The organism is Pediococcus cellicola (assembly GCF_001438655.1).
Classification (GTDB): Bacteria; Bacillota; Bacilli; order Lactobacillales; family Lactobacillaceae; genus Pediococcus; species Pediococcus cellicola.
Window position 1 is genome coordinate 179471 of record NZ_JQBR01000004.1, and the last position, 13874, is coordinate 193344.

A 13874-nucleotide genomic window follows, 5' to 3' on the forward strand; every position below is an offset into this window, starting at 1 on the left:
ATTGTTTTACCTGCATCACTTAAAATTTAAAAAAATAAGTAAAATCATTTCTGACTTTACTTATTTTAAATTTGTCTTTTCCTTAAGACTGGTTATCAGCCTATCCCAATATAGTGATTAATTTTACATTAAACCAATAACGTGGAATACAACACCGACAACGAACAAGCCAAGAATGACAACTAATGGAGAAACCTTCTTCTTTAAGAGCCACATACATAAGAAAGTTAAAAGAACAGCTGCTAAACCTGGAATCAAAAGATCCAAGTTATCTTGTAAGGTAGTCACCTTATCAAGTGTTAATGAACGACCTGCAGCTTGTTGAATCAAGGCTTCCTTAATACCAGCAGCTCCTGATGGAAGATGACTCCAGTCAATGTAGGCACCTTTTTGTTGACGCACTGTTGAAACAATCGGCGTAAACTTCACAACTACCCAGCGGTTAATCAACGCCCCAATGATAAACATACCTACGATGGAAGCAACTTTAGTGACGTTTTGTAATAAGCCACCGGATAAATCATTCGTAATCGCACTACCTGCTCGGTAGCCAAACTCTTGTGTATACCACATAAAGCCCATTCGGATGACGTTCCATGCGACAAAGTAAAGAATTGGTCCCATGATATTTCCACCCATTGCAAGTGAAGCAGCAACGGCACCAATAATTGGTTTAACAGTGTACCAGAACACAGGATCACCAATACCAGCTAAAGGACCCATCATACCAACTTTAACGTTTTGGATCGTGGCATCATCAATTGGAGCACCATTTGCACGGTCCTCTTCAAGGGCCATTGTGACACCAATAATTGGTGAAGCCAAGTAAGGATGAGTATTAAAGAATACCAAATGACGCTTCAAGGCCTCAGAGCGTTCCTCTTTTGTCTTATACAAGCGTTTAATCATTGGAATTAATGAATAACACCAGCCACCATTTTGCATACGTTCGTAGTTCCATGAACCTTGAATGAATGTTTGACGTAGCCAGATAGAAATATGATCGCCACGTGTTAATTTTATTTGTTTATCTGCCATTTTCTATGCTCCTCCTTTTCTCTAATAATGATCAATAATATCGCCAACAGGGTCGCCAGTATTTGAACCGCCACCATTATTAGATCCACCTTGTTGTGAAAGTGAAAGGTAAATAAGAGCGAGGGACAAACCAATAGCACCAAGTGCAATTAAAGTTAATTGACTAATGGTTGCTAAAACAAAACCAATGGCAAAGAATGGCCAAACTTCACGGGTAGCAATCATGTTAATAACCATTGCATATCCAACGGCCACAACCATACCACCACCGATTGATAAACCATCTGTTAACCAGCTTGGCATTGCATCTAACATTCCCTTAACAGGACCAGCACCAATTGCTAAGATTAATGCGGCAGGAACTGCAATTCGGACACCTTGTAAACAAACAGCAAATAAATGCCAGCCTTCAACACCACGAATACTTCCACGGCTAGCTGCAGCATCCATCAAGTGAACAACACCAGTTGCAATGGTACGAACAATGATAGTTAAAAGTAATCCGGCAACAGATAGTGGAATTGCAATCGCAATCGCTGATGAAACTCCGGCTCTGCCCTGTCCACCAAGAACAAGAATAATTGCAGATGCAACAGATGCTAAAGCAGCATCAGGTGCGACAGCAGCACCGATATTTGCCCAACCCAAAGCGATCATCTGAAGTGAACCACCTAAGATCATGCAAGGAACTAAGTTTCCTGTTACCAAACCAATTAAAGTACAAGCAATTACTGGTTGATGAAAATGGAATTCATCCAAAATTCCTTCCATACCAGCTAGAAATGATACTAAAATAACTAATACCACTTGAATAGCGTTTAAAGTCATGATTATTCCTCCAATTTCTTAAAACTTAAGCTTTCTTTTGTTTGTTCAACTCATTTTGAGCTTTTTGAAGAATTGCATCCATATTTTCCTTTGAATCAGCAGGAACCTTACGAACATCGAATGTCACTCCATCAGCTTTTAATTTTCCAAACGTATCAATATCATCTTGGTCAAAAGCCAAAACTTTGTTAGGTTGAACCTTTCCTACAGAATGTGACATAGAACCAATATTTAAAGTCTTAATTGGCACGCCACCTTCAATGGCCTTAAGCGCATCTTGTGGAGTTTCAAAAAGTAATAAAGCTCGTTGACCACCAAAATGCTTATCATCTTTAGCCAACTTAATCATTTGATTGATTGGAACCACATGAGCCTTAACACCAGAAGGAGCAGCTTGCTTAATCATATTGGTTCGCAATTCATCGTGTGCCACATTATCGGAAACAACGATAATCCGTGTTGGATTCGTCGTCTTTGTCCAAGTTGTTGCAACCTGACCATGAAGTAAACGAGAATCAATTCGTGCCAAAACATATTCAAGCTTGCCAGGCGCGCCTGCATTTGATGGTTGTGCGTTTGCTTTAGCAGCTGCCTTTGGTTTTGGTTGTAATTCTTCTGGTCGAATTTTGATTCCTTCTACACCAGTTTCGAGGATATGAGCTGCGATGTCACGCGCACTATCCATAGACATTCTGGAAGCATATGCTTCAATTAACATTGGCAAATTCAATCCAGAAACAATTGCCCACGTATCTTTGTGAGCTTCAAATAAGTTATTAACTTGGTTGAAAGGTGTGCCGCCCCATAGATCAACTAAGAATAATACCTCATCTTGATTCTCGAAAGTGGCAACCGCCGCTTCCAATTTTCCTTTAATGTCATCAGGTCCTTCGCTGGGTTTTAACGTAACAGCCTTGACGTCTTTTTGTTCACCGAAAATCATTGATCCGGATTGCAAAATACCATTGGCGAATTCACCATGACTAGCAATGATAATCCCTACCATTTCTATACCTCCTAATTTTGATTGTTACAGTAAATAAAATTAATAAATAAGTTCTCTATACCCTGTAACTAATTTTTGAATCAGACGTTGATACTTAAGTACAAGACCATCATTTTTGCACTCACCCTTATATATGCAAAAACCGTGCCAAGATACACTACGTGAAAACGCCTACTTCAACACTAAAAAAATGACACACAATCTTTGATACAGAAATAGTGTATCAGCTTTTGTGTGTCATTTTGTCAATATTTAATTATTTTGGCCCATAACCGACTTTGACTCGCTTGTTTTAGTCACACTCTTCAGTTGCCAAGTTTCTAACAGTTTTACAACATAATACGTTTCGGCATGTGCCAAAGTAATACGAATCTTTCTCAAATACGTTTCATTGGCTGCCAAAACCGGTTTGTACCAATTTGATTGCTTAATTTTCTTCAGTTCTTCTTGAGGAGCTGATATTTCACCATGCGTCAATGTGCGCTCAATGGCACCTGCGATATGCATAATTAAGTTCACTTTGAAGGACCCTGTAAACTTGGTTTGTGTATCATTTTGTAACTCATCAATGTATTGCCACAACACATCTGTAATTTTGTGTGGATTAATAAATGTATAAAATTCATCCAGATACTGCCAACACAGTTCTTTAGTTAACTTTAAATCCTGATGGTCATCCAAGACGCTCAACGAGTCTCTTTCAATGACTTTATGGATAAAGCTTTCACCGCCACCCTGTAAAACCTTTTGTAACGGCATAAAAGGCACCTGAATCTTTGGATGAGTGACCCCTGTCGTTGCAATAATTTGGTACTTTTGTTGAATTTGTTCCAAATGATGTGCCATTCCCACTAAGGAAATTGGGATGACCTTAATGTCATCAATTAAGTTTTCGACTAAAAGTTGATCCAAAACGTGCTTGATTTTTTTAGCCGTCCCCTCACCAGTTGAACAAATCGCAATAATGGCTTTGGGACGCGCCACTTCTGGAACACCATCCATCTGCTTAACGGCCGCGGACTCGGCTTCATTAGATTCCGTAGCATTGATTCGAGAATAACCGCGAAATTCACGTAACTCAGAATAAATGGCAGCCAAATCGGTATCAATAAAAGAGGCTTTTCTAGCGGCTTCTAAAACCATAGCGGTTGTGACCATATCGATGGTTTTCACCGGAATATGGGTTTCATCCGTAATTTTATGTCCAAATGTACTTAAAGATCCCATATCCACAAGAAGTAACACACCGTTACCTTCGTCTGCTCGTTTCACACAGTTTTCAATTTCTTTATAGGCCACTTTTGGTTCCATGTCTAGAGGCATATCAAAGGACTGAATGGTGTTGTCAGATAACAGTTGAGAGACAACTTGTACCATTGAGGTTGCTGTACTGCTACCATGAGCGGCAACCACAATACCCACTTTTCCAGATGTTGGCGCGTCTTTTAAAGAAACCAACAAAATTGCTAAATAATAACTCTCGGATTCTGGAATAGGTACGTTATAGCGATTTTCTAGTTTTGACTTTATTTTCTGAGCAATTTGCATTTCATGTGGATACTCATCCACCATGGCCACCAAGTCACGGCTCATCGTCCGCATTGGTTTTCCAGACTGGATCCGTTTGATAAATGAACTGATATGCAAACTCATTGCGTATAAAAAGTTATCCCGAAAATGATACTCTAATTCTTGCTCAATCTTAGTTTGAATAGCCTTTGTAAAATCAATAATATCTTGGTCTACAATCTCAGCCAATTTTGTTTCCGAACGTCCTTCATTTTCATCGGGCGTAAAGGTCTTCAAATGTAAATTAATATCCGTGGTAATAAAATGATTAATGTGTTCTTGATCTAGACCTTGTTGGCGCAGCAAGGTGGCTTTATCCCCAATGATTTCGTAAAGATTATATGGCAACTCATAACTATCATTACGATTTGGTAAAACATGATTATCAGAATCCGGTCGAATGGTCATATAGGGTTCCAACAATTTGGAAATGTCTCCCGAATCCCTTCGATTAGATGCCAAATTAACCAGTCCGTCTTTAATATTGGCCGGCAAGTCATCCACTGTAATCATAATTTCGCCCTTGTTTTCAATATTATTCAAAAACCCTCGGGCACATACTAGCTGAATATTTGATTTTAATTGTCCTACGTTGCCATAAGTCACACTGCCTAATAAGGACTGAACCACGTCTTCAGTCAACGTAATTTGTTTATGGGTTCGTTTCGCTTCAATGCTTAACAACGCCTTTAGCAGTTCGATCCGCTCTTTAGGACTTCGTTTATTAAACGCCGGTAACTGAATCGTAATAGGAATGCGCCGTACAAAAGTCTTGAGCAAAGAACTTTCCGGATCCTCGGTGGTAGCACATACCAAACGAACATTGGCATGGTGAATTTTTGACGTTTCACCCAATTTACTGTATGTCCCATGATCCATGAAATAAAAGATCATTTCTTGACCTTCCGGGGGCAATCGATGGACTTCATCCAAAAAAAGCATGCCATTATTGGCCTCTTGAATCAGACCGTCTTTATCTTCATTAGCGCCAGTAAAGGCTCCTTTGACATAACCAAATAGATGTGACATCAGTAATTCTGGATTATGGGAATAGTCAGCGCAATTAAAGGTCACAAGTTCATCGGTTTTTTTGATCAGATTTTGATTTTTAGCAAACTGAAACATGGCATTGGCAAAATAGGTTTTCCCCGAACCAGTCGGTCCAATCACGAGCGTATTTAAACCACGTGGTGGATATAAAATGGCGGCCTTAGCCTGTTCAATTTGGTTGTGCATACTAGAACTATTGCCGATCATATGCTCAAAAACGTCGCTTATTTCGTTCGACGTTTCACTTAGCGAGACACGACTGGGCTTTTCCAAGCCACTATGAATGCGTCTTTTTCCCGCCACAAGAGGAGAAAAGTCTACTTCTTTTTCCTGGTCTGTTCCGGCATCAATTAATCGGCAGTATCGCACTGGGCGACCGGGTATTTTACTCAGCTTTTTTTCACGCACTAATTGGTTTAATTCCTTACTAACATTTGACCGAATTAAATCTAAGGCGTTAGCGACTTCTTCAGTGGTCAGCGCCTTTCCAGTGGTCAATTCAGTCACTGTACTCGTCTGTGTTTTTTCTAGCACAAACTGATGAATACGTTCTTTTCTTCTCATTTTACCAGTCTCCAATTTTACTGATACTGTGTTGATACACTTAAATACAGTATCAGTTTAACATACACTACTCATTTATACAGAATTGATGCAATCGTTTTAAAAAAGTAATTCGTGATGTGGCCAAATTATGTGAATTTGTCATTCGAACAAATCACGCCTAAAATACAGTTTTAGACGGTTAACTAAAATTATAAAATCTATTATTAAGGGAGAAGCTTACCTATGTTTCGCAAAGTTCTTTTAACTTTAACTATTCTTTGTTTGTGTGTTGTTTCAACGACAACGGCAAACGCAAAATCGACTTATAAGCGCATTTCTGTAACCAAAGTCCGTTCACAAACTTTCCACAATGCTAAAAATACAGGCGCTGTTTATAATCGAACACATTCTAAGCGATTATTCTATCTTAGAAAACATCCCCACACGACCTGGCATGTCACCTATCAAGAAACGTTGCGTTATCACGGAAAAAATGCCGTCTACTATTATGTTAAAAGTGGCAACAAAAATATGCCGGTTGGGTATGGCGACACTACCTGCAAAAAGGAGCAGCCCCTTTTTGGATAAAAGCCACTCACGCGGCCGCTATTGATGTCAAGACAGGGCATCTTTTATACACTAAAAATGCCACAGCAAAGGTGCCAGTTGCTTCATGCATCAAGTTATTAACGATCTATAACGTTTTACAAAAGGTTCACACGGCGAAATACACCTGGAATTCCATTGTTAATACTTCGGGCACGGGATTGTATCAAATGTCTCAAAGTCAAGCTTGCGGTGGTTTTGTCCTTAAACATCACGTAAAATACACCGTACGGAAACTGTATCAGGCAGCTTTAATTGATTCTTCAAATGCCGCCACAATTGCCTTAGGGCGCTGGGTAGCTGGAAGCAATGCCAAGCAAATTCGTAAAATGCGGACACAACTCAGCAGTTGGGGACTTCGTGGCAACTATATAATTTCAGTGAGCGGCCTAGACAATGGTGACTTAAGCCGGTATGGCTATCGTTACCCCGGTTCTGGATATTACGCACAGAACACAATTTCTGCACAAGATTTAGCGGTTGTGGCAAGAAACTTGGTTTACAAATATCCAGAAGTGACAAACACCACTAAAATTAATCACGCAAGGGTCCACGGACAATGGATTCACAATGTGAACACCACACTCCCAGGACGAAAATATAATGTCGCGTCGCTACACATCAACGGTCTTAAAAATGGTTATACTCCACGAGCTGGCTACTGCTTAGTTGGTTCGAGTTGTAAACCAGGCTATCATAAGCTTATTACTGTCATCATTCATGATGACGATATGAGTAGTGATACTACCGCATTAATGACACACATTTATAAGACCCATCGCTTACGGTAAACTGACGCACCATACGAAAAAGGAGCTAGGATTTTATTCCTAGCTCCTTTTGTCTATCTTATTTTATGCACCCAAGAAGATTCGAACTTCCACCGGGAAAACTCCCGACAAGATCCTTAATCTTGCGCGTCTGCCAATTCCGCCATGGGTGCAACAAAACTATTACCTAAACTATATTAGCAAAAAACGGTAATAGTTACAACCTTTTTCTTAAAAAACACCATGGGTTTCCTGAATAAGGTGAAGTTTTCCTCTGCATCTTCCACATCGGTATTTTTGTAAATTAATGTGGCGTTGGCGTTGAAAAACTAAGCCACAATCCTGACATTGATAAGTCAAAATTGTTTTCTTTCGACGCGTTTTAGGGCCTGCCGGGGCGTAACGTAACCCACCAACTTGGCTCAGTAATTTTTTAAAATCTCGATCTCGATGCTGATAACCCAAATGGTGTAAATGAAGATGATAATGGCACAGTTCGTGTTTCACAACACCAATTAAAGTTGTCATATCATGTTCTGTTAACATACGTGGATTGATATCAATATCGTGACTTTGCAGCTGATAACGGCCGCCCGTTGTTCTCAATCGGCTGTTAAAAAAAGCTCGGTGTTTAAACGGCTGGTGGAACGTTGTGAGCGAAATATCGGTCACTAGCTTTTGCAGTTCATTATCTGTCATCGCCTTATTTTTCTTCCGGATCCAGCATTGTGAGTTGAATACGTTGACGATCCAAATCAATACTTTCCACCCAAACCGTAACCACGTCACCAACCGAGACGACATCACCAGGATTTTTGATATACTTCTTAGTCAGTTTAGAAATGTGCACTAACCCATCTTGTTTGACACCGATATCCACAAAGGCCCCAAAATCAACCACATTACGGACGGTCCCTTGTAATTTCATGCCAGGCTTTAGGTCTTTTAATGTCAAAACATCGCTTCTTAGCAGTGGTGCCGGCATTTCATCACGTAAATCACGGCCAGGCTTTTCCAAGCCAGCGATGATGTCCTTTAACGTCTCTGATCCAACCTCTAGTTCGGTGGCTGTTTTAGTTAGATCAATTGATTTAAAGGTTTCGACAGCTTTTTGCGTGCCAATCTGATCGATTGAAAGGCCCACTTTTTTCAATAATTTTTTAGCTGCTTTGTAGCTTTCGGGATGAATATCCGTATTATCAAGTGCATTTTTTCCTTGAACGATTCGCAAAAAACCGACTGATTGTTCATATGCTTTCGGTCCTAAACGTGGGACTTTCTTTAGCTGGTTTCGAGCCTCATAGCTCCCATTTTCATCGCGCCAGGTGACAATATTTTGAGCCGTTGTCTTGGTTAAACCAGATATATGTGCCAACAACTGCGGACTTGCCGTATTTAAATTGACACCCACCTGATTAACCGCTGTTTCGATCACAGTATCTAATTGAGAGGTTAGTTCCTTTTGAGGCACATCATGCTGGTACTGTCCAACCCCGACAGCTTTAGGATCAATTTTAATTAATTCCGCAAGTGGATCCTGCAGCCGCCGACCAATACTGATGGCACTGCGTTCTTCAACATGCAATTCTGGAAAAGCATCACGTGCTGCTTTACTTGCAGAATATACCGAAGCACCTGCCTCATTAACAATGACATAATAAATTTTACGATCAATTGTTTTTAAAACCGAAGAAACAAACTCTTCTGATTCTCGGCTGGCTGTCCCATTTCCAATGGCAATCATTTCAACATGATAGTCTTCCAAGAACCGCTTAAATTCACCAGCTGCCGCTTTTCGTTTGGCATCTGATGCTGGTTTGTGCGGATAAATAACCTTTTTCGCTAAAAATTTCCCGTTAGGATCCATTATGGCTAACTTGCAGCCCGTCCGATAGGCTGGATCAAAGCCTAATACCACTTTGCCTTTAATTGGCGCTTGCATTAATAAATGATACAAGTTTTCGCCAAAAACATGAATTGCTTGCGTATTTGCTTCGTCACTCAATTCATTACGTAATTCGCGTTCAATTGCCGGTCCAATAAAACGTTTATAGGCGTCCTCATAGGCTGCTTCCAAATACGATACAGCTGGCCCATTATGGCTACCAATAATACGAAAATGCAAATAACGCATAATTGCAGCATCGTCGACCTTGATCTGCGCCTTTAACACACCTTCTTTTTCACCACGATTAATCGCTAACACCCGGTGTGACACCATATTCGCAAGTGATTCATCAAAATCGTAATAGAGTTGATAAACCCCTTGTTCATCTTTCTGTTCACCTTTTGCTTTTACTTTGGACTCAAATCGCCCATTTTTTCTCGTATGGTTACGAATCCAGTCCCGAAATCCTGCGCTGTCTCCAAAGGCTTCAGCTAAAATCTCATGGGCCCCGGAAAATACTTCTTCGATTGAGGCAACTTCTTTTTCAGGATTGAGAAATGCTGCCGCTTTTTCTTTCAGCCCATCCTGTGGAAAAGTTAATAACCAATAAGCAAATGGTTCTAACCCCTTCTCCTTTGCAATAGTTGCTTTGGTACGCCGTTTTTGTTTGTATGGCAAATACAAGTCTTCAATAGTTTGAAGTTTATCAGCTGCTTTAAGTTGTTTTTCCAAAGCTGGCGTCAGTTTATCCTGTTCCGAAATTAATTTTAAAACTTCATCGCGTCGCTTCTCTAAACTTTCGGCTTTATTATAACTGCTCTGAATATCACGAATTTGTACTTCATCTAAACTGCCGGTACGTTCTTTTCGATAACGGGCAATAAAAGGGACCGTATCTCCTTCACCCAAAAGATCTAACACAGCATGAATCTGTTTAGGCCGTAAATCTGACAACTGTTTTTCGACAATCTTTACAATGCGATCTTCCAAAAAATTCCACTCCAAATCTAAACGTTACTTTCTTCAAGACATCCCTCTCAGTATAGCATATTTACTCATCTTAAAAGTATCACGCTTCTTTGTAACACCCCAAGATTTAAGACGTGTCTTTTTGCAAATTAGGCAAATAAAAAAACAACGCGCTTCATCACCGAACTAGTTTCCCCCTGTCTCCAGGTAGGTGACTAAAATGATTAAAACGAGCTGTTTTTAAGATTAGCGCATCAATAGCGCCATAATGCGATCAAAGGATTTGGATACCAAATCCATATCCTTATCTTGCGCTTGTTCTGCTTTACTAAACTGATCCGCATTCACACTATGTTTGTCTTCATCAACACTTTGTAACATGAGTGCGCAGTCTGCCGCGTACTTTTGATAAGCGGCAACTAATTGCTTGTGTCGTCCCAAAACCTGAACGGGCGGTTTAGCATTTTTTAAACTGACGGCATTTTTTTGATACAAATCTACCGCTTTTTTAAAGGCTAGTACCGTTTCATGCAACTCACGGTTCCCTAAGGATTCGATTCCTTTTAAAGTAATAGCTTTCTTAAAATCCTGAAAATGGGGATCAACTTGCTCGCCCATTTCTTCGGAGGATTCCATGACACGACTTAATAAATTTGCATAACCTTGTGGATTACTCTTACGCATTTTTAAATCTCCAATCTTAATGATTAGCGGGTCGCAAATCGACGTTGGAACCATTTTACAATTTCAACGATTACAATCATCGATAACGATGCGCCACCAACAATTGCCCATTGATAAAGATCCAAATGACTTACGTGGAAAATGTCATTTAACCCAGGAATGACAATTGTGGCTGCTAACAGTATAAACGATACCACAATTGACCAGTTAAAGAACTTATTTCTCAAAGTGGTTGCACTGAAAATTGAGCCATGAATCGATTTAGAGTTGAAGGCATGAAATAGTTGAATAAGTCCCAACGTAGCAAAAGCCATCGTCAAAGCATCTGCATGTGACTGCGCATATGAAGCATGCACTGGGAACCAGATTGCAATGCCATAAACAGCTAAAGTAATTATACCTTCTAAAAGACCTTGATAGATCACATTGGTGGACACACCACCAGACAAGAAATTACTCTTGCGTCCACGTGGCTTTTGCTTCATCACATTTTTTTCTGCGGGCTCTAAGCCTAACGCAATGGCAGGAAAAGTATCTGTGACCAAATTAATCCATAAGATGTGAACCGGAGCCAAGATTTGCCAACCCATCATCGTCATAACAAACAGGGTTAAGACTTCCCCTAAGTTAGCTGACAATAAATATTGAATAGCTTTTTGAATATTGGCAAATACTTTACGCCCTTCTTCAACCGCAACCACAATGGTGGCAAAATTATCATCGGCTAAAATCATGTCACTGGCACCTTTGGAAACTTCGGTACCCGTGATCCCCATTGCAATTCCAATATCAGCTTGCTTGAGAGATGGGGCATCATTTACACCGTCACCAGTCATTGCCACAACTTTTCCTTGCTTTTGCCAAGCACTTACAATTCTAACTTTATGTTCTGGTGCTACACGGGCATATACAGAATATTGCTTGACTTGCTTAGCAAATGTCTCATCATCCAAAGCATCCAACTCAGTACCAGAAATCACTGCGTCATCTTGTCCCTCTTCAATGATTCCCAACCGTTTTGCAATTGCTGCGGCCGTATCTCGATGATCACCAGTAATCATTAACGGTCTAATTCCAGCCTGTTTTGCTTCTTCAACGGCCTGTGCCACTTCTGGTCGTTCAGGATCAATCATCCCAATCAACCCAGCAAAAGTCAGTTCTTGTTCCACTGCCTCTGACGTCAATGTAGTTGGTACTTCATCAACAATTTGATAGGCAAAACCAAGTACTCGGATAGCCTGCGTCGCTAAATCATGATTGGTTTTTAAAATCAGGTTGCGCTCTTCATCGGTCATTGGCTTAACGTCATTTTCAAATTCATAAAAGGTAGCACGCTGTAATAGTTCGTCAGGAGCCCCTTTCACTGTTTGCAAATAACGACCATCAGGTAATTCATTAAATGTAGACATTAATTTTCGCTCTGAATCAAAAGGAACCTCAGCTACCCGCTTTTCAGCCTGGACAAGCTTGTCAACATCTTCGCCCTTATCCAAATTGAACTGGACCAAAGCTGTTTCGGTCGGGTCCCCAATCAAGCCTTCACCGGTCTGCTTGGAGTCATTATTCAGTACCATAAGTTCAAATAAATGATTATAAGGATAGTCTTTAAATTGCACATCAGCAGTATCATGCAACTGATTATTCACGAAAACTTTTTCTACCGTCATTTTATTTTGGGTCAAAGTTCCCGTTTTATCAGAAGCAATAATCTGCGTGCCTCCTAAGGTTTCCACAGCTGGCAATTTTCGAATGATGGCATGTCGTTTGGCCATTCGTTGGGTTCCAAGAGCCAAAGTAATAGTCACAATGGCAGGTAATCCTTCTGGGATAGCAGCCACTGCCAACGAAATAGCGGTCAAGAACATGTTAATCAAGCTCTCGTTACCACGTACCATACCCACAACGAATACAATAGCCGCAATAACTAAAATTAAGCCCGTTAAAACCTTACTCAATTGAGTCAAGTTATTTTGAAGTGGTGTCGTTGTCTCTTCCGCGTTATTGATCATGTTAGCAATTTGCCCAACTTGGGTCTTCATCCCCGTGCCAACCACAACGCCACTTCCACGCCCATATGTGACGTTACTATTCATAAACGCCATATTTTTTTGATCGCCAATTGGCAAATTTGTATCAGTTAAGACATTAACTTGCTTTTCAACAGGCACGGACTCACCGGTTAAAGCAGCTTCTTCGACTTTTAATCCGGCCGATTCCAGCAAACGCAAGTCAGCAGGAATGATGTCACCTGCTTCTAATAAGACAATATCACCTGGTACTACATCTTCACTTTTAATTGTTTCGACTTTACCATCACGTTTGACATGTGCTTGTGGCGCCGATAATTCCTTTAAAGCCGCAATCGCTTCCTCAGCTTTTGTTTCCTGAAAAACACCGAAAATAGCATTCAAAACGACCACTAACAAAATAATAATGGCGTCAACCCCTTCACCCACGAAAACCGAGATGACGGCTGCCACAATCAAAACAATGATCATTAAGTCTTTAAACTGGGCGATAAACTTTTGTAACAAAGTTGTATTCTTTTTGGTTTCCAATTGGTTATGACCATATTTCGTCAGATTCTCTTCAACCTGTGTATGGGATAAACCATCTTGAGAACTTTCTTGACCCTTAAGAACTTCTGACACGCTTTGATTGTAATAATTAATCTTAGTCTCTTTCATTACTTTCCTCCTCATATTTTGGCACACATGTCTTAAAAAAAGAGACTCATGCATGCCCACACTAAAATGCGAACATCCACGAGTCTCACTTTTTCAGGCAACACCAGATTTAATCTTGTTGATGACGTTACCGCAGAAATAACTGCTAGTTACTCCCTCATGTTTTGTTGTTAATTTATTATAACTATAAGCAAACGTAATAGCAAGCAATTAAGCACCTTTTATCGTCTCTT

At 40.2% G+C, this 13874-nt stretch carries 10 protein-coding genes and 1 tRNA gene; 2 read left to right on the forward strand and 9 right to left on the reverse strand.

Annotation, left to right across the window (positions count from 1 at the left end; all coding sequences use genetic code 11):
* Nucleotides 1-123: 123 nt before the first annotated feature.
* The 4 genes from IV80_RS05315 to IV80_RS05330 form a co-directional block, all read right to left on the reverse strand.
* A complete protein-coding gene (locus tag IV80_RS05315) occupies nucleotides 124-1038 on the reverse strand; it encodes a PTS system mannose/fructose/sorbose family transporter subunit IID (protein ID WP_057750629.1) in 915 nt (304 codons plus the stop codon).
* Between the two features lie 21 nt (nucleotides 1039-1059).
* Nucleotides 1060-1866, reverse strand: a complete 807-nt coding sequence (locus IV80_RS05320; RefSeq protein WP_057750631.1) for a PTS mannose/fructose/sorbose transporter subunit IIC — start codon at nucleotides 1864-1866, stop codon at nucleotides 1060-1062.
* 25 nt (nucleotides 1867-1891) lie between these two features.
* A complete protein-coding gene (locus IV80_RS05325) occupies nucleotides 1892-2872 on the reverse strand; it encodes a mannose/fructose/sorbose PTS transporter subunit IIA (RefSeq protein ID WP_057750634.1) in 981 nt (326 codons plus the stop codon).
* A 252-nt stretch (nucleotides 2873-3124) separates the two neighbouring features.
* Nucleotides 3125-6055 carry a sigma-54-dependent transcriptional regulator gene (locus IV80_RS05330; protein ID WP_057750637.1) on the reverse strand — a complete coding sequence of 977 codons (2931 nt, stop codon included), beginning with the start codon at nucleotides 6053-6055 and terminating at the stop codon, nucleotides 3125-3127.
* 225 nt (nucleotides 6056-6280) lie between these two features.
* On the opposite strand from IV80_RS05330, the gene IV80_RS05335 reads away from it, so the two are divergent.
* A complete protein-coding gene (locus IV80_RS05335) occupies nucleotides 6281-6625 on the forward strand; it encodes a hypothetical protein (RefSeq protein ID WP_057750639.1) in 345 nt (114 codons plus the stop codon).
* 20 nt (nucleotides 6626-6645) lie between these two features.
* Complete coding sequence (locus IV80_RS05340; RefSeq protein ID WP_236699576.1) at nucleotides 6646-7434, forward strand: D-alanyl-D-alanine carboxypeptidase family protein; 789 nt, start codon at nucleotides 6646-6648, stop codon at nucleotides 7432-7434.
* 66 nt (nucleotides 7435-7500) lie between these two features.
* On the opposite strand, the gene IV80_RS05345 is transcribed toward IV80_RS05340, so the two are convergent.
* The 5 genes from IV80_RS05345 to IV80_RS05365 all read right to left on the reverse strand — a co-directional run bounded on the left by IV80_RS05345 (nucleotide 7501) and on the right by IV80_RS05365 (nucleotide 13641).
* Nucleotides 7501-7586, reverse strand: a tRNA-Leu gene (locus IV80_RS05345).
* Between the two features lie 58 nt (nucleotides 7587-7644).
* Complete coding sequence (locus tag IV80_RS05350) at nucleotides 7645-8112, reverse strand: SprT family protein (protein WP_057750645.1); 468 nt, start codon at nucleotides 8110-8112, stop codon at nucleotides 7645-7647.
* Nucleotides 8113-8116: 4 nt separating this feature from the next.
* On the reverse strand, nucleotides 8117-10291 hold the full coding sequence (locus IV80_RS05355; protein WP_057750648.1) for a Tex family protein: 2175 nt from the start codon (nucleotides 10289-10291) through the stop codon (nucleotides 8117-8119).
* 225 nt (nucleotides 10292-10516) lie between these two features.
* Entirely contained in the window at nucleotides 10517-10954 is a 438-nt protein-coding gene (locus IV80_RS05360) for a hypothetical protein (RefSeq protein WP_057750651.1), read from the reverse strand.
* A 23-nt stretch (nucleotides 10955-10977) separates the two neighbouring features.
* A complete protein-coding gene (locus IV80_RS05365; RefSeq protein WP_057750653.1) occupies nucleotides 10978-13641 on the reverse strand; it encodes a cation-translocating P-type ATPase in 2664 nt (887 codons plus the stop codon).
* Nucleotides 13642-13874 lie beyond the last annotated feature (233 nt).

Excerpts from the sequence above, each read along its gene's own strand:
- IV80_RS05320 (WP_057750631.1), bottom strand. The coding sequence starts at position 1,866 with ATGACTTTAAACGCTATTCAAGTGGTATTAGTTATTTTAGTATCATTT.
- IV80_RS05350 (WP_057750645.1), bottom strand. The coding sequence starts at position 8,112 with ATGACAGATAATGAACTGCAAAAGCTAGTGACCGATATTTCGCTCACA.
- IV80_RS05360 (WP_057750651.1), bottom strand. The coding sequence starts at position 10,954 with ATGCGTAAGAGTAATCCACAAGGTTATGCAAATTTATTAAGTCGTGTC.
- IV80_RS05325 (WP_057750634.1), bottom strand. The coding sequence starts at position 2,872 with ATGGTAGGGATTATCATTGCTAGTCATGGTGAATTCGCCAATGGTATT.
- IV80_RS05365 (WP_057750653.1), bottom strand. The coding sequence starts at position 13,641 with ATGAAAGAGACTAAGATTAATTATTACAATCAAAGCGTGTCAGAAGTT.
- IV80_RS05335 (WP_057750639.1), top strand. The coding sequence starts at position 6,281 with ATGTTTCGCAAAGTTCTTTTAACTTTAACTATTCTTTGTTTGTGTGTT.
- IV80_RS05330 (WP_057750637.1), bottom strand. The coding sequence starts at position 6,055 with ATGAGAAGAAAAGAACGTATTCATCAGTTTGTGCTAGAAAAAACACAG.
- IV80_RS05315 (WP_057750629.1), bottom strand. The coding sequence starts at position 1,038 with ATGGCAGATAAACAAATAAAATTAACACGTGGCGATCATATTTCTATC.